Origin of the sequence: Pseudoxanthomonas sp. SE1 (assembly GCF_029542205.1) — a bacterium.
In the GTDB taxonomy this organism is placed as follows: domain Bacteria; phylum Pseudomonadota; class Gammaproteobacteria; order Xanthomonadales; family Xanthomonadaceae; genus Pseudoxanthomonas_A.
The window spans coordinates 4125672-4144449 of the sequence record NZ_CP113783.1; the positions used below are offsets into that span (position 1 = coordinate 4125672).

The following is an 18778-nucleotide window of genomic DNA, read 5'->3' on the forward strand; positions in this document are numbered from 1 at the left end:
GCACTCGTGGCGCCCGCTGCCGCGCACTCTCCCGACAGTCACCGATGTCCGACCTAGCGGCCCGTGCGCTTGAACTGTTCGACGAATACGTCGATCTCACGCCACCGCAGCGTTCGGTCGCTCTTGCGCGCCTCAAGGCGGAAGATCCCGCGCTCCACGATGCCCTGCACAGGCTCCTGGCCGCCGACGCTGCGGACGATGCGCTGCAAGGCATTGCATTCGATGCCCTTGTCGGACTCTCGGGAAGTGAAGATCCAGATCCTTCCTCGGCCCGCATAGGCAACCGCCTGGGGCCATGGCGCATCGACAGCGTGCTGGGGACCGGCGGCATGGGCACGGTCTACGAAGCCAGTCGCGTCGACGGGCAGTACAACAAGCGCGTCGCACTCAAGTGCATCCGGGCCGAGATGTCCTCGCCGGCATTGATCGACGCCTTCATGCGCGAACGCAACCACCTCGCGCAACTCGATCACCCCCACATCGCTCCACTGCTCGACGGCGGCGTTGAAGAAGATGGTCGGCCCTGGTTCGCGATGCGACTGGTGCATGGCATCTCGATCGACCTCTGGGCAGACCAGCAGCGCCTGACACTGCACGAGCGCGTGGCGCTGCTTCTGCAGGCGTGCCATGCGCTGCAATACGCGCACGCGCACGGCGTGCTGCACCAGGACATCAAGCCAAGCAACGTGCTGGTGTCGACGGATGGACGCGTCCATCTGCTCGATTTCGGGCTGTCGACCGTGATTGACGGAAGGGAAGGCGCGTCAGCACCCCGGATCGCGGTCTCCAATGGCTACACCGCACCCGAAGTGCTCGCTGGCGCAACGGCGTCTGCGGCCAGCGACATCTATTCGATCGGCGTGGTGCTTTACCAGCTGCTGGTCGCGGATTGGCCGCGCCCACTGCTGCCATTGCATGCCAGCCTGATCACGCAACCCACGACGCCCGCCCGCGCGCCTTCGGCTTTGGCCATCGCGGCCTCCTCCGACGTCGCGTGGAAGCGAAAGTGCCGAGATGGGCGGCACCTCTGCAAGCGCCTGCGGGGTGACCTGGACGCCATCGCACTGAAGTGCGTCGATCGCTCGCCTGACGGGCGCTATCCCGGCATCGGCGCGCTGGTGGACGATCTGGAGCGCTGGCTCGAGCGGCGACCGGTAGCGGCACGCAGAGGCGGGCGCAGCTATGTCGTGCGACGTTTCCTGCAGCGCAACGCGCTCGCCAGCGCGCTGGCCGTCAGCGTGGTCGTGGTCGCAGCGACCGGCGCCGGCGTGTTGACCTGGTTCCACCTCCGCGACCGGCAGGAAATGCGCGACATGCAGGCCGTGTCATCGATGTTCGAACAGACACTGGGCGCCGCAACGCTGTCGGGCCTCGCCGAGGCGCGTCCTTCTTCTCGGCAGTTGCTCGAGAAATCCGAAGCGCATCTGCGTGAACTTCCGCTGCGGTCCAGCCCCGCCATCAAGGCACGCGCACTCGCGTCGCTGGCCCGGAGCTATGCATTGCTTGGCGACTATGAGCATGCCCTTGCACTGGCAAGCGAAGCCAACCTCCTGCTGGCGGACGATCGCGCGCACCAGTCCGACACGCAGGCGACGCTCGCCACCCTGCTCAACCTGCAGTCACGCCATGCAGAAGCGCGCGAAGTTGCGTCAGCGGGCCTGCAGCAGGCGACTTCAGCTCGCCCGACCGCCGACATGGCCACCCTCAGTCTTCTGACGGAGCTGGCGCGCGCGAACTGGAGCCTGTCGGAATACGAGTCCGCATTCGATGCCCTGACCTTCGCGCAGGAAGCCGCCGCCGGCATGCCTTCCCGTGTGGCGCTCGACACCCGCGCCGAACTGTTGATCCTGCGCGGCCAGTGGCACCTGCAGCTGTTGAACCTGCCGGATGCGGCACGCGATCTTCAGCTTGCCATCGATCAGGCAGGCTCGACATCACCCGCGCTGGCAGACAATGCGCGCGAAGCACGCGTGTCGCTGCTGCTGTTGCAGGGGCGCTACGTCGAAGCCAACCAGCTGGCGGAATCGCTGCTGGCCTCGCGCCGCCAGCGACTGGGACCGACGCATCCCGACACCGCGCGCAGCCAGCGACTGCTGCTGGAGGTGATGTCCCAGCAGCCGACCGCCGTCGCCATCGAACCCGCCACGATGCAGAAGGTACGCAACGCCATCATCGCGGCCTACGGAACACGGCATCCGGAGTACGGGCGCCTGCTCATGCTGGAGGCCCGCCTGCACCTGCTCGACGATCCGGCCAGCGCGCTTGCGCTTGCCGCCCAGGCTGCCCACCTGCTGGAGCAGATGCTCGGTCCGCGCCATCAGGCCACGCTCGAAGCCAAGGAACAGCAGGCCCGCGCACTCATGGCGGCTGCATCCCGTCAGTCTGGCACCAATGCCAACGCATCGTTGACGCAAGCCATCGGCCTTCTGCAGGAGGTCGTCCACGCCACACGGCAGCACCGCCTGCCCTCCCCCGCAGCCAAGCACACGCTGGCACAGGCGTTGCTCCGGCGCGCCGGTCGCGGCGAGCCTGGGGACGTGACCGACAGGCAGCGGGCGGAGACGGTGTTGCAGGACGCACTGGTGGAAGCAAGCCGCCACCTGGGCACTGACCATGCCATGACGGCCCGGATCCGCGAATCGCTGGTACGGAACTACCAGCCCGGAACTCCCGATACCGCGCAGGCCCTGCCTGGCCCCTAGCCTTTGGCTCCGATGCTCATGGCGCGCGGGATCTCCGCGCGCGCCGGACCACAGGCGATCCCTCGCCCTTCATGCGGTCAGTAGGTTCCGACCAGGTTGAGGAACCATCCCTTGTGGTCGTAATCGAAATCGGTCAGGTCGTCGCTGAAGTCGGTGAAGTTGTAGCCCACACCGATGCGGAAGTTCTTGTTGAGATCGCGGTCGACGCCCACCAGGAAGCCCTGCTTCGTGCCGCCGTTGTCAACATCGAGCCAGCGGTACTCGGCCAGCGCGTGCCACTGCGTGCGCAATTCGTAACGCACCTGCGCGGCACCGAAGGTGGTGGCCGAATCCAGCCACGCACCCGTGCCGCGTCCCATGCGCACTTCGCCGTCGCGGCGCGCCAGTTTGCCGGCGAACTCCCAGTGCTGGTCCAGCTTGTAGACGCCCTCGAACGACAGGATCTGCGATTTCTGGTCGTAGTCCGCGCCGCCCAACTGCCCCAATGTGGCCAGGTCGTACAGATAGGTATAGCGACCGAACAGGCCCCAGCGCTGGCTGTTCCACGGGCGGTAAGCGAAGCCTACGTTGCCCTCGATGAACTTCGCGCCGGCCAGCGGATTGAGCTGGTCGTCGGTATCGGCGTAGTTCAAGCGGGCCGCAATGCGCCAGCTTTCGTTGATCTTGTGGGTCAGACGGTTGGTGCTGACCCACTGCTCACGCTGCTCTGCACCGGTATCCTCGCGCCATTCCAGCTTGCTCTGCCAATCGGTATCCGGCGAGGTGCGTCCACCCGACACGCTGATGGCACGACGATCGACGTTGCCTCCGGTCGAGTTCGTCAGCTCCCCGTCAGACAGCGTGAAGCCCAGGTTCCAGCCCTGCGCCGGATAGAAGTCCATGCCGAAGGTGTGCGCCAGGCCCGACTCGTTGCGTTCCTTCAGGAACTGGCTTTCGTTGTACAGGTTGACCTGGTTCGACAGGCGCCAGCGCTGACCCAGCGTCCAGCCATTCTGCGCGCTGCGATTGAACAGCGAGTCGTAGGCGGTGGTGTCGGTGGAATATGTGTAAGCGCCGTAAACGGAGTGCTCGGCCGTGAGGCGATGCTCCGCCGACACGGTGGCGCCTTCGCCGCGGTCGCCCGTGGTCAGTTCCGCACCGACCGAGGACTGGTTGCCGTACAGATACTTGCCGCCCAGGGTCAGCGCGTTGTTGTCGGCGTACTGGCCGCCATCGTCGTCCAGCGTGAACTGGCCGACGCCGTACAGTTCCAGCGTGCTGCCGAAGCGGCGCTGGTACTTCAGTGCGCCCAGCGTGCCTGCGGCGTCGGTCGAGGCGCCTTCCTGATCCACACGGCGCAATTCCGCGCTGAAGGTGCTGGCATCATCGATGCGCCATTCCAGCGTAGCCTGCGCCTGCGTCAGTGATTCGGCACCACTCTCGGCCCGCGTGTAGCGCGTGTACAGGCCAAGGTTTGGCGTGAACTGGCCCAGCAGCTCGGCACCATACTCGGTCACCGGACGCCCGGTGTCGTAGCGCGAAATGGAATAACCGGCGCTGGTGTTCCGCCACCAGGCGCCGACGCTCCAGTCCTGCTCCGTCCAGCCCAGCTCCTTGAAGTTGGCGCGTGCTTCGAGCGACTTGGCTTCGCCCTCGCGGAACAGTGCCGTGTCGTTCTGCTGGATGAAGCTCAGGCCGCCGTTGTCGGAGAAGAATACGGGCGCGCCGAACGATTCGGTCTGGGCGTACTCGGCCTTGACGTAGGTACCCTTGCCCGCCTGCAGCGTGAGGTCGCCGGCTGCCAGGGTGTAGTCCTGACCCGCGCGGTTCTCCTGCACGTAGGTGGCACCCACGCCGACATGATTCCCGAACCAGTGCTTGCCACGGAAACCCGCGGTGACATCGTCCGCATCGAAGCTCGACGGCACCCATTCGTAATCCACCATCAGGCGCTGCTCGAACCCGTCCAGCGGCGTGTCGCGCGTGAGCGTGGGAATGTTCTCGCGGGTGATCTGTGCCAGGGGTCGCGTCAGCAGGATGCGGCCCTGCAGCTCGTCGATCTCGTAATCCGCGCCACGCTGCAGGACGACACGGTTTTCCGTGCGCCCGGTGGTCAGGTCGCGGATCTCCAGTGTCACGATGTCCGAGCCCGGCAGCAGGTCGGTGTGCCGCAGGTAATAGAGACTGCCGCCCGTACCGATGAACTCGTTGTGCCCGGGTGCCGTTTCAGCCTGCGAGCCGAACATGCGCAGTTCGGTTCCCGGGTCGCCCCAGCGATTGGTCTGCATGGAGCGCCAATTCAACGCCGCGCCGTACAGCGAGCGCTGGTACTGCGCATACTCGGTGCCGCTGATCCCGGTGCTGTAGTTGCCCCACAGCGCCTGGTTCTTGTCCCAGTCCACGCGCAGGTAGAAGCGACCCATCGTGTCGACATCGCGATAGGTCGTGGAATCGTCGCCGTAGACCGGGTAGTAGAGGTCCGGGTCCAGTCGGCGGAACACGTCCTGCGGATCGGCTTGGGTGAAGCCGTTGAACAGTCGATCCAGGTCGCGCTGGGTGGTGTCCGCCTGTGCCGTCACCAGGTACTTGCCGCGGTACTTCGCCTTGCCGTAGAAGGCCAGGCGGCCATCACTGATGACATCATCCTGGTAGCGGCTGTCGTTGGCGAACGGTTCAACCGAACCGCTGACCTTGTTCTGCGCGATGGTGACGTCGGCCAGGCCGACACCGAAGAAATAGCGACCGGTGACATCCACGTCCAACGTATGCGAAGCCGCCGGTCCGCCTTTGCCTTCCGCGCGCTCACCCCCCAGCCCGATATCGAAGCGGTGCCGACCCACGGGCACAAGATACTCGGCGACGAACTTGCGCTCCTGGTCGACCGGATAGCTTTCGCCGTTGATCGTCAGCGATGACGTCTGGGGAATGTTGCGCCCCTGGATGCGGATGCGGGAGCCGTACATCGCGATGTTCTGTTGGCGCAGGCCGTTCTCGGCGAACACGTCGCCCAGGAGACTCTGCGTCTGCGCCTGCTCGCTGGTCAACGCGCTGCCGAGCGAACGCTCGACACTGTTTCGCAGCAGGTTGGAGCCGCGCTCGGCCTCCTCGGGCGAGACCAGCTGCAGGGCGCGCGGATGCGTCTCGTCGAAGCTGTCGTTCTCGCCATAGGCACGCAGTACGTACACCAGCTCGTCGCCCTTGCGGAACGGATACTTCGCCGGCAACGCGCCATTCCATTCCGCTTGGCTGACCGCCGCCACGTCCATGGGAACAGTGGCGATCGGCTCGATCAGGTCCCCGTCGCTGCTGCGATACAGGGAGATCTCCAGACGCTTGATGAAAGCCGGATAGTTGCCACGCACGTAGAACTGCACCGGCTTGGTGATGCGTTCGCCATCGAACGCTACCACGGACGGCGCGGAAACCGACAGTTCGGGCTGGCCGAGCGTCGGATCTTCAGTCGCCCAGATAACGCCGCCACCGGGGAGGTCGATGGAAAACTTGCCCACGGCCGTCGCCTTGCCCGGCTGCTCCATTGCGACCGTGACGCGGCGATCAGGCTGCAGGGCCTCCGATGACGACCGCTCGCTCGTTTCGCGCGTGACCGGCTTGTCGTAGCTGCGCGTCCTCAGGCGGAACAGCAGACCCTCCTCGCCCGTGCATGTGTCGGCATCGCAATCCACGGGTGCGGCCATGCCTTCAGCACGGTCCTTCGCCGCCTGCGCGCCGGCATCCGTCTGGGCGCCCGCCAGCGGGGCCGTGCCCGCCAGCAGACTGATCAGCGTGACATCCAGCAACTTCATCTTCATACGCTTCTTCATGACACGCCCCCTCACTTCCGCACGCCGACAGGGGCTGTCGGATCGTTACTGGCTTCCACGCGAACCTTCGCACGCACCTCCGGACTCAGGCGTTTGGCAAGCGCTTCGTAGACCGCCTTGGCGCGGCGCATGCCCAACGCGACGTTGTAGGCATGCGACGCGCGCACATCGGTATGCCCGACGATCGCGATGCTGCCGCCTCCCATCTTTTCCAGCGCGGCCGCGACCTTGTCCAGCAACGGCTCGAACTCCGGACGGATGTTCGACTTGTCCGTGTCGAACAGCACCGTTCCAAGCAATGCGCCGCCTTCGTCGACACCGACGATGAGCGAGCCCGGATCGTCGACATTGCCGCGGGCACTGACCACCAGTCCCTTTGCCGCGCCCGCGTCCAGCTTGGCCAGCAGGGCAGCCTTGACCGCGTTGGCACGCTCGAAGGCCAGCACTTCGCCATCGGCATTGGCATTGATCACCACTTCGCCACCCTGGTACTCGCGCACCTTGGCCGCCACCGCCTCGATCACCGGCAGGTACTGCGCACGCACCTCGGCGCTGCCTGGGGCGAAGAACACCTCACCCATTTCCAGCTCAACCTGCTCGGTACCGCCTTCGATGACCTGCTCAGGAAGCTTGACGCCCCAGTCGAAGCGGACCGGCACACCCGGCGTGATCCGGCGCAACAGTGGGTTGTCGGTGGTGAACTCGGCACCGGCCGGCAACGTGGACGGGTCGACCTTCAGGATGAAGTTGCGCCCACGCTCCCACGCCCCACCCGGCACACCTGCCAGGTGATAGCGACCGTACTGGTCGGTTTCGATCAGCAAGCCTTCCACCGAGGCGATACGCACGCCCGGGATACCGCGTTCGTCGATGCCCGTGTTGCGGATGACGTAATCGACGACATAACCGCCTTCACCCTGCGACACGCGGCGTTCGACCGTCGGCGTGGCTGCATTCAGCCCCTTGGCCGCTTCGCCGCTCTTCTCCACGGTCGTGTTCCCCGTCGCATCCATGCGCACCGTGACGCCCTGTGCCGTGGTGAGGATGAAATCGTCGGTGAAGGCCGCTTCGCTCAGGCGCTGGCGGATGACGACTTCATGGTCCTCGACCGGATCGGCGACCGACTGACGGCCACTGATGGCACCCACCGCGATGCCATGCAGCAACGGCGAGCTGGCGTCGGGCTCCGGCTGGGGACCGGCGCCACGATCCACCGTGGTGGAGTTGGCGATGTAAGCCGTCGGGGCGAAGCCGCCCTGCACCTTCACGTCGCTCAGCGCGGCGCTGTCCTGCCAGCCGTCGCCGTCACGGTCGTTGAAGACCGTACCGAACACCAGGCTGTCCTCCAGCAGCGGATCCGCCGTCAGCATGACCTCCGCCGTGGCCACGTTGGACACCGGTTCATCGGTGGCCGAGCGCACCTGGGCCTGGTTGACGTGCGTGCCCGGGCGGACGCCCGCACCGACGCGCATCACATAGACCAGAGTCGCAGTCTCACCCGCCGCCACGTCCACGCCGGCGAAGCGGAGCGGATTGCCGCCGGAGACCGTGGCCATTGCATCGGCATCGTTCGCCAACAGGGAACCTTCAACGTAGCTGAAGCCTGCCGCGGGCGTATCCACCACGCTGCCGTTGACCAGATTCACACTGCCCACATTCTCGATGGTGAGCGTGTAGCGGACCAGGTCGCCAATGCGCACCTCGCGGGTGCCTGCCGACTTGCTCAGGCGAATCTCCGGCGCCTCCAGCTCATGCTCCGTGCTGCAGGTGGTGCATACCGGCGGCTCGCCACCGCCGCCCGAGGCGACTACCTGGTTGCCTACAGTGGCACCCGCGTTCGCATTGACGATGGTGTCGTAGCTCAGCGCATGCACGCCGGCAGCGGTGCCCGCAGGCAGGCGGCAGGTCAGCGTGGTGCCGTCGAACGTGCAGCCCGCAGGCAGCACGCCCAGCGTCAGCCCGCGATCCGGCGTGTCCACCAGCACCAGTTCCTCGGTCAGCGCGGAAGCACCGATCTCCACGGACAGGGTGTAACGGACCGTCTGGCCGATCTGCACCTGCGCACCGCTACCCGGATCCGAGGACTTCGTTACGGTCACGCGCGGCTCTGCCACCGGCGTGACGGTATCGCAACGATCGGCACAGGTCGGCGTGTCGTCGCCGGTGCCCACTACCGCGTTGTTCACCGTGCCCGAGGCTGCGGGATTCACCGTGGTGGTATAGGTCACCGTATAGGTACCCGGCGCCGTGCCCGCAGGCAGCGTGAACGTCAGCACCGGCGCACCGCTGGTGTTGGCCGTGTACGCGCCCGCATTGGTCACCGCACCGAACGTCAGGCCGGTGCCCAGCGTGTCGGTCAGCACCAGATCCGCCGTGGTGGCGGCATTGATCACCGTTGCCGTCAATGTGTAGGTGATCGTGTCGCCAACGCTGACTTCCGTCTGATCCGCAGGCAATGTCACGCCCTTGGCATACGTCACCAGCGGCGGCAACGGCTCCGTCACCGGGGTTTCGGTGCTGCAGCTGCCCGCACAGGTCGGCGCGTCGTCACCGGTGCCCACCACTGCGTTGTCCACCGTGCCCGAGGCCTGGTCGTTGACCGTGGCCGTGTAGGTCACGGTGTAGGTCCCCGGCACCGTGCCGGTCGGCAGGGTGCAGACCAGCGGGTTGGCGCTACCGCAGGTGAAGGTGCCCGCCGTCACCGTGCCCAGATCCAGGCCCGGACCCAAGGTGTCGGTCAGGGTCTGCACGGCCGTCGTGCGGGAATTGGTGATCGCCAGGCTCAGCGTGTACACCAGGGTGTCCCCTGCCGAGACTTCGGTTTGTCCTGCTGGCAGGACGACCGTCTTGCTGTAGGTCACCAAAGGCTCGACCACCGGCGTCACCACGGTCGTGGTGCAGTCCGGATCCGTGCTGCCCACCGGGCAGACCGGACTGGTCGCCACGGCGGTGTTGCTGATGCTGCCCGCCGTCACGTCTGCCGCCGTCACCGTATAGGTGCCCGTCAGCACGCAGGTCGCGCCCGGCGCCACGCTGGCGCAGGTGGTCGTGCTCGGCGTGATCATCGGATCGCTGACCACCACATTGGTCAGGTTGCCGCTGGTGCTGGTGTTGGTCACGGTGACCGTGTAGGTCAGCGTGTCGCCCAGGCTCACCGTGTTGCTGCCGTCTTCGTCAGCGTTGGTGCTCAGCGCCTTGGCCAGCGTCTGGCTCAGCTCGACCACCGGCGTCACCACGGTCGTGGTGCAGTCCGGATCGGTGCTGCCCACCGGGCAGACCGGGCTGGTCACCACGGCGGTGTTGCTGATGCTGCCCGCCGTCACGTCCGCCGCCGTCACCACATAGGTGCCCGTCAGCACGCACGTCGCGCCCGGCGCCACGCTGGCGCAGGTGGTCGTGCTCGGCGTGATTATCGGATCGCTGACCACCACGTTGGTCAGCGTCGTGTTGCCGATGTTGGTCATCGTGATGGTGTAGGTCAGCACGTCACCTTCGCTCACCGTGCCACTGGCATCACCGTCGGCGTTGCTGGTCAGTGCCTTGGCCAGTGTTTGCGCAGGATTCTGCGTCGCCGTCACCGTCACCGTGTCCGGCGGCGAGGTCGTCGTGCCATCGCTGGCGCTGGCGATGTTCGTCACCGTGCCCGCATCGATGTCCGCCTGCACCACCGTGTACGTCGCCGAACACGTGATCGACTGCGTCGGCAACAGGCCACCGGCCGGCAGCGCCGGGCAGGTCACCGTCGCGATCCGGTCGTCGGTCACCGTGATGGCCGCCGTGATCGTCGTGTTGCCGCTGTTGGTCACCAGGTAGCTGTACGACAGCACGTCACCCACCGCCGCATAGCTCGGCGTGGTCGTCGTCTTGTCGATCGTCAGCGCAGGATTCTGCGTCGCCGTCACCGTCACCGTGTCCGGCGGCGAGGTCGTCGTGCCATCGCTGGCGCTGGCGATGTTCGTCACCGTGCCCGCATCGATGTCCGCCTGCACCACCGTGTACGTCGCCGAACACGTGATCGACTGCGTCGGCAACAGGCCACCGGCCGGCAGCGCCGGGCAGGTCACCGTCGCGATCCGGTCGTCGGTCACCGTGATGGCCGCCGTGATCGTCGTGTTGCCGCTGTTGGTCACCAGGTAGCTGTACGACAGCACGTCACCCACCGCCGCATAGCTCGGCGTGGTCGTCGTCTTGTCGATCGTCAGCGCAGGATTCTGCGTCGCCGTCACCGTCACCGTGTCCGGCGGCGAGGTCGTCGTGCCATCGCTGGCGCTGGCGATGTTCGTCACCGTGCCCGCATCGATGTCCGCCTGCACCACCGTGTACGTCGCCGAACACGTGATCGACTGCGTCGGCAACAGGCCACCGGCCGGCAGCGCCGGGCAGGTCACCGTCGCGATCCGGTCGTCGGTCACCGTGATGGCCGCCGTGATCGTCGTGTTGCCGCTGTTGGTCACCAGGTAGCTGTACGACAGCACGTCACCCACCGCCGCATAGCTCGGCGTGGTCGTCGTCTTGTCGATCGTCAGCGCAGGATTCTGCGTCGCCGTCACCGTCACCGTGTCCGGCGGCGAGGTCGTCGTGCCATCGCTGGCGCTGGCGATGTTCGTCACCGTGCCCGCATCGATGTCCGCCTGCACCACCGTGTACGTCGCCGAACACGTGATCGACTGCGTCGGCAACAGGCCACCGGCCGGCAGCGCCGGGCAGGTCACCGTCGCGATCCGGTCGTCGGTCACCGTGATGGCCGCCGTGATCGTCGTGTTGCCGCTGTTGGTCACCAGGTAGCTGTACGACAGCACGTCACCCACCGCCGCATAGCTCGGCGTGGTCGTCGTCTTGTCGATCGTCAGCGCAGGATTCTGCGTCGCCGTCACCGTCACCGTGTCCGGCGGCGAGGTCGTCGTGCCATCGCTGGCGCTGGCGATGTTCGTCACCGTGCCCGCATCGATGTCCGCCTGCACCACCGTGTACGTCGCCGAACACGTGATCGACTGCGTCGGCAACAGGCCACCGGCCGGCAGCGCCGGGCAGGTCACCGTCGCGATCCGGTCGTCGGTCACCGTGATGGCCGCCGTGATCGTCGTGTTGCCGCTGTTGGTCACCAGGTAGCTGTACGACAGCACGTCACCCACCGCCGCATAGCTCGGCGTGGTCGTCGTCTTGTCGATCGTCAGCGCAGGATTCTGCGTCGCCGTCACCGTCACCGTGTCCGGCGGCGAGGTCGTCGTGCCATCGCTGGCGCTGGCGATGTTCGTCACCGTGCCCGCATCGATGTCCGCCTGCACCACCGTGTACGTCGCCGAACACGTGATCGACTGCGTCGGCAACAGGCCACCGGCCGGCAGCGCCGGGCAGGTCACCGTCGCGATCCGGTCGTCGGTCACCGTGATGGCCGCCGTGATCGTCGTGTTGCCGCTGTTGGTCACCAGGTAGCTGTACGACAGCACGTCACCCACCGCCGCATAGCTCGGCGTGGTCGTCGTCTTGTCGATCGTCAGCGCAGGATTCTGCGTCGCCGTCACCGTCACCGTGTCCGGCGGCGAGGTCGTCGTGCCATCGCTGGCGCTGGCGATGTTCGTCACCGTGCCCGCATCGATGTCCGCCTGCACCACCGTGTACGTCGCCGAACACGTGATCGACTGCGTCGGCAACAGGCCACCGGCCGGCAGCGCCGGGCAGGTCACCGTCGCGATCCGGTCGTCGGTCACCGTGATGGCCGCCGTGATCGTCGTGTTGCCGCTGTTGGTCACCAGGTAGCTGTACGACAGCACGTCACCCACCGCCGCATAGCTCGGCGTGGTCGTCGTCTTGTCGATCGTCAGCGCAGGATTCTGCGTCGCCGTCACCGTCACCGTGTCCGGCGGCGAGGTCGTCGTGCCATCGCTGGCGCTGGCGATGTTCGTCACCGTGCCCGCATCGATGTCCGCCTGCACCACCGTGTACGTCGCCGAACACGTGATCGACTGCGTCGGCAACAGGCCACCGGCCGGCAGCGCCGGGCAGGTCACCGTCGCGATCCGGTCGTCGGTCACCGTGATGGCCGCCGTGATCGTCGTGTTGCCGCTGTTGGTCACCAGGTAGCTGTACGACAGCACGTCACCCACCGCCGCATAGCTCGGCGTGGTCGTCGTCTTGTCGATCGTCAGCGCAGGATTCTGCGTCGCCGTCACCGTCACCGTGTCCGGCGGCGAGGTCGTCGTGCCATCGCTGGCGCTGGCGATGTTCGTCACCGTGCCCGCATCGATGTCCGCCTGCACCACCGTGTACGTCGCCGAACACGTGATCGACTGCGTCGGCAACAGGCCACCGGCCGGCAGCGCCGGGCAGGTCACCGTCGCGATCCGGTCGTCGGTCACCGTGATGGCCGCCGTGATCGTCGTGTTGCCGCTGTTGGTCACCAGGTAGCTGTACGACAGCACGTCACCCACCGCCGCATAGCTCGGCGTGGTCGTCGTCTTGTCGATCGTCAGCGCAGGATTCTGCGTCGCCGTCACCGTCACCGTGTCCGGCGGCGAGGTCGTCGTGCCATCGCTGGCGCTGGCGATGTTCGTCACCGTGCCCGCATCGATGTCCGCCTGCACCACCGTGTACGTCGCCGAACACGTGATCGACTGCGTCGGCAACAGGCCACCGGCCGGCAGCGCCGGGCAGGTCACCGTCGCGATCCGGTCGTCGGTCACCGTGATGGCCGCCGTGATCGTCGTGTTGCCGCTGTTGGTCACCAGGTAGCTGTACGACAGCACGTCACCCACCGCCGCATAGCTCGGCGTGGTCGTCGTCTTGTCGATCGTCAGCGCAGGATTCTGCGTCGCCGTCACCGTCACCGTGTCCGGCGGCGAGGTCGTCGTGCCATCGCTGGCGCTGGCGATGTTCGTCACCGTGCCCGCATCGATGTCCGCCTGCACCACCGTGTACGTCGCCGAACACGTGATCGACTGCGTCGGCAACAGGCCACCGGCCGGCAGCGCCGGGCAGGTCACCGTCGCGATCCGGTCGTCGGTCACCGTGATGGCCGCCGTGATCGTCGTGTTGCCGCTGTTGGTCACCAGGTAGCTGTACGACAGCACGTCACCCACCGCCGCATAGCTCGGCGTGGTCGTCGTCTTGTCGATCGTCAGCGCAGGATTCTGCGTCGCCGTCACCGTCACCGTGTCCGGCGGCGAGGTCGTCGTGCCATCGCTGGCGCTGGCGATGTTCGTCACCGTGCCCGCATCGATGTCCGCCTGCACCACCGTGTACGTCGCCGAACACGTGATCGACTGCGTCGGCAACAGGCCACCGGCCGGCAGCGCCGGGCAGGTCACCGTCGCGATCCGGTCGTCGGTCACCGTGATGGCCGCCGTGATCGTCGTGTTGCCGCTGTTGGTCACCAGGTAGCTGTACGACAGCACGTCACCCACCGCCGCATAGCTCGGCGTGGTCGTCGTCTTGTCGATCGTCAGCGCAGGATTCTGCGTCGCCGTCACCGTCACCGTGTCCGGCGGCGAGGTCGTCGTGCCATCGCTGGCGCTGGCGATGTTCGTCACCGTGCCCGCATCGATGTCCGCCTGCACCACCGTGTACGTCGCCGAACACGTGATCGACTGCGTCGGCAACAGGCCACCGGCCGGCAGCGCCGGGCAGGTCACCGTCGCGATCCGGTCGTCGGTCACCGTGATGGCCGCCGTGATCGTCGTGTTGCCGCTGTTGGTCACCAGGTAGCTGTACGACAGCACGTCACCCACCGCCGCATAGCTCGGCGTGGTCGTCGTCTTGTCGATCGTCAGCGCAGGATTCTGCGTCGCCGTCACCGTCACCGTGTCCGGCGGCGAGGTCGTCGTGCCATCGCTGGCGCTGGCGATGTTCGTCACCGTGCCCGCATCGATGTCCGCCTGCACCACCGTGTACGTCGCCGAACACGTGATCGACTGCGTCGGCAACAGGCCACCGGCCGGCAGCGCCGGGCAGGTCACCGTCGCGATCCGGTCGTCGGTCACCGTGATGGCCGCCGTGATCGTCGTGTTGCCGCTGTTGGTCACCAGGTAGCTGTACGACAGCACGTCACCCACCGCCGCATAGCTCGGCGTGGTCGTCGTCTTGTCGATCGTCAGCGCAGGATTCTGCGTCGCCGTCACCGTCACCGTGTCCGGCGGCGAGGTCGTCGTGCCATCGCTGGCGCTGGCGATGTTCGTCACCGTGCCCGCATCGATGTCCGCCTGCACCACCGTGTACGTCGCCGAACACGTGATCGACTGCGTCGGCAACAGGCCACCGGCCGGCAGCGCCGGGCAGGTCACCGTCGCGATCCGGTCGTCGGTCACCGTGATGGCCGCCGTGATCGTCGTGTTGCCGCTGTTGGTCACCAGGTAGCTGTACGACAGCACGTCACCCACCGCCGCATAGCTCGGCGTGGTCGTCGTCTTGTCGATCGTCAGCGCAGGATTCTGCGTCGCCGTCACCGTCACCGTGTCCGGCGGCGAGGTCGTCGTGCCATCGCTGGCGCTGGCGATGTTCGTCACCGTGCCCGCATCGATGTCCGCCTGCACCACCGTGTACGTCGCCGAACACGTGATCGACTGCGTCGGCAACAGGCCACCGGCCGGCAGCGCCGGGCAGGTCACCGTCGCGATCCGGTCGTCGGTCACCGTGATGGCCGCCGTGATCGTCGTGTTGCCGCTGTTGGTCACCAGGTAGCTGTACGACAGCACGTCACCCACCGCCGCATAGCTCGGCGTGGTCGTCGTCTTGTCGATCGTCAGCGCAGGATTCTGCGTCGCCGTCACCGTCACCGTGTCCGGCGGCGAGGTCGTCGTGCCATCGCTGGCGCTGGCGATGTTCGTCACCGTGCCCGCATCGATGTCCGCCTGCACCACCGTGTACGTCGCCGAACACGTGATCGACTGCGTCGGCAACAGGCCACCGGCCGGCAGCGCCGGGCAGGTCACCGTCGCGATCCGGTCGTCGGTCACCGTGATGGCCGCCGTGATCGTCGTGTTGCCGCTGTTGGTCACCAGGTAGCTGTACGACAGCACGTCACCCACCGCCGCATAGCTCGGCGTGGTCGTCGTCTTGTCGATCGTCAGCGCAGGATTCTGCGTCGCCGTCACCGTCACCGTGTCCGGCGGCGAGGTCGTCGTGCCATCGCTGGCGCTGGCGATGTTCGTCACCGTGCCCGCATCGATGTCCGCCTGCACCACCGTGTACGTCGCCGAACACGTGATCGACTGCGTCGGCAACAGGCCACCGGCCGGCAGCGCCGGGCAGGTCACCGTCGCGATCCGGTCGTCGGTCACCGTGATGGCCGCCGTGATCGTCGTGTTGCCGCTGTTGGTCACCAGGTAGCTGTACGACAGCACGTCACCCACCGCCGCATAGCTCGGCGTGGTCGTCGTCTTGTCGATCGTCAGCGCAGGATTCTGCGTCGCCGTCACCGTCACCGTGTCCGGCGGCGAGGTCGTCGTGCCATCGATCGGATCCGTACCCGAGGCCGTGGCCGTATTGGTGATCGAACCGGCATCGATGTCCTGCTGGGTCACCGCATAGGTGGCCGTGCAGGTCGTGCTTTCGGTCGGGGCCAGCGTGGTCACCGGGCAGGTGATCACCGGCGCCGGACCCGTGCCACTGAACGCGGTCTCGTTGATCTGCAGGCCCGTGACAGTCACGTCGCCGGTGTTGGTCACCAGGAACGAGTACGTCACCGTTTGGCCCACCGCCGACACCGTCGTCGGCGAGGCCGTCTTGTCCAGCGTCAGCGTCGAGGTGAAGTCCACTGGCGTGGTGACACCGTTCTCGCAGCGGCCCTGGGCCGGGCAACCCGGATCGCCACCGCCGCTCACGCTCGCCGTGTTGGTGACTTGCGGTACCGCTGCTTCCGTCGGCGTCACCGGAATGATGAAGCTGGTCGTGCTGCCCGCTGCCAACCCGGCCGGGATGGTGCACGTCACCGTCTGGCCCGCCGCCGTACAACCGGCCGGCAAGGTGCCAAGGGTCAGACTGGACGGCACCACATCGGTGATGGTCGCCACCGCCGTCGTCGCCGTCGAACCACTGTTGTTGAGCTGCAGCGTGTAGCTGGCCGGCACACCGATACTGAAGCTGGCGGCGCTGGCGAACTTGGAGAATTGCAGGTACGGCGACAGGACGTCCGTATCGACGCTGCTGCAGCTGGTGGTCGCGCTGTTGACGCAACCCGTGCCCGGCGGCGTGCCCGGATTGCCCGTTCCCGACGGATTGGTGGCCGCGTAGTTGGTGTACGTCTCGGTGGAGGGTGCGAAGCCGGTGCTCGGCGGCGCCGTCACCGTCAGGGTCACCATAGCATTGCCACCCGGCGCAAGCGGGCCCGGCACGGTGCAGGTCAGCAGCGCGCCCAACACGTTGAGGTTGGTGCACGTCGCGCCCGAGGCGGCCGTGGCCTGCATCCCCGCCGGCAGCTGGTCCTGCACGATCAGGTTCGTGCCGGTGGTGCTGCCGCCGTTGTTGGTCAACGTCAGCGTGTACTGGAAGCTGCTGTCCACATCCACCGACGCCGGACCGGTCTTCACCACCGAGACATTGGGCGTCGCGGTCGAGGTCACCGTCGCGCTGTCCGCGGGCGACGTGGTCGTGCCGCCCGCCGGGTTGGTACCCGAAGCCGTGGCCGTGTTGTTGACCGAACCGGCATCGATGTCCTGCTGGGTCACCGCATAGGTGGCCGTGCAGGTCGTGCTTTCGGTCGGGGCCAGCGTGGTCACCGGGCAGGTGATCACCGGCGCAGCACCCGTGCCGCTGAAGGCCGTCTCGTTGATCTGCAGGCCTGTGATCGTCACGTTGCCGGTGTTGTTCACCAGGAACGAGTACGCCACCGTCTGGCCCGCCGCCGACACCGTCGTCGGCGAGGCCGTCTTGTCCAGTATCAGTGCGGGGGCGGGCTGGAAGGTGTTGACGATGGTGCACGTCGCCGGCTGGCCGCTGGCGAGCGTGACCTGATTGGCCGAACCTACGGGGATGCCGTCGCTTTCGCACGACCAGGCGCCTGCCACATACCCAGTCGGGCCGGTGGATTCGGAAAGCGTATAGGTGCCCGCGGAGACTGCCGTACTGGCCACGCCGCCCGCGCCAGTGATCGTGGTGGTGCCGGTCGCGGTGAGCGTCCAGTCAGTTGCGATTGCGGTGCCGCCGCCGGTGTTGTCGACCGTCTTGACCAGCGTCAGCGTCGCCGCCTGGTCGTCGTTGACGATGGTGCAGGTCGCGCTCTGACCATTGGCCAGCGTCAGCTGGTCGCCGGACAGCGTGCCCGCGTCGCAGCTCCAGGCGCCGGCCGTGTAGCCGGCCGCCGTCACTTCCGACAGGGTGTAGACGCCCGCGCTCACCGGCGCATTGGTCACCGTCGCGGTACCGCTCACGCCCGTGATCGTCGTCGGGCCCGTGGCCGTCAGCGGGAAGTCCGCCACCGTGGCCGTGCCGCCGTTGTCGTTGGTCACCGTCTTGACCAGCGTCAGCGTCGCCGCCTGGTCGTCGTTGACGATGGTGCAGGTGGCCACGTCGCCCCCCACCAAGCTGACCGTGTCGGCGGCGACGGCCGCACCACCGTTCTTGACGCAACTCCATGTGGCGGCCGTGTATCCCGCCGGTCCGCCCGATTCCGACAATGCGTACGAACCCGCGGGCACCGCCACGGACGTGACCGCGGCGCTACCCGTCGCGCCCGAAATCGTGGTGGCCGGACCGGTGGCCGTAAGCGTCCACGCCGTGGCGACCGCTGTGCCGCCGTTGTCGTTGATGACCTGTTTGATCAGCGTCAGGCGGGGCAGCGCCAGGGCACCCACCGTCACGCTGGACGTGTTGTTCGCCGTGTTGGTGTCGACAATTCCAGCCGGCACCGCGACGTTGGCCGTGTTGGTGACCTGGGTCTGCGCAAGCACCGGTGTCGCGAACATGCCGCAGGCAGCCAACACCCCCATGACGAGGAAGGAGCGGCTTTTCAGAGCCATACGGTGGAATTGAGTCGTGACGTACACGGGTGGTCCCTTACGCTGAATCGGGAGAAAAGCCAGCCAGGGACTGCCTCCCCCAAGGCTGTCTTGAAAGTCGCAAATCCCCTCGACAGCCTCTGGGAGGCCCGGTCTGAGCGGGATTACGTCACAAATCGCACTGGGCCCTCGCAAGAGGACATTCGTCACAACAAAATGAGGCACGCATTACACATTCACATCTTCTTAACGTCAATAAGTCGACGTCAATAGGTAAACACGTGAACTTCATCACATAAATAAAGTGTCGGACGCCAGGAAATCGACACGACTGACCAAAGGCTTCTTT

At 66.6% G+C, this 18778-nt stretch carries 3 protein-coding genes; 1 reads left to right on the top strand and 2 read right to left on the bottom strand.

All coding sequences use genetic code 11. From position 1 onward, the window contains the following. The first annotated feature begins 44 nt into the window (after nt 1-44). Nucleotides 45-2702 carry a serine/threonine-protein kinase gene (locus OY559_RS19355; RefSeq protein WP_277727919.1) on the top strand — a complete coding sequence of 886 codons (2658 nt, stop codon included), beginning with the start codon at nt 45-47 and terminating at the stop codon, nt 2700-2702. A 77-nt stretch (nt 2703-2779) separates the two neighbouring features. On the opposite strand, the gene OY559_RS19360 is transcribed toward OY559_RS19355, so the two are convergent. Next, a complete protein-coding gene (locus tag OY559_RS19360; RefSeq protein WP_277727920.1) occupies nt 2780-6502 on the bottom strand; it encodes a TonB-dependent receptor in 3723 nt (1240 codons plus the stop codon). A gap of 11 nt (nt 6503-6513) precedes the next feature. Next, a complete protein-coding gene (locus OY559_RS19365) occupies nt 6514-18450 on the bottom strand; it encodes a CLIPPER-2 domain-containing protein (protein WP_277727921.1) in 11937 nt (3978 codons plus the stop codon). Nucleotides 18451-18778: the final 328 nt, after the last annotated feature.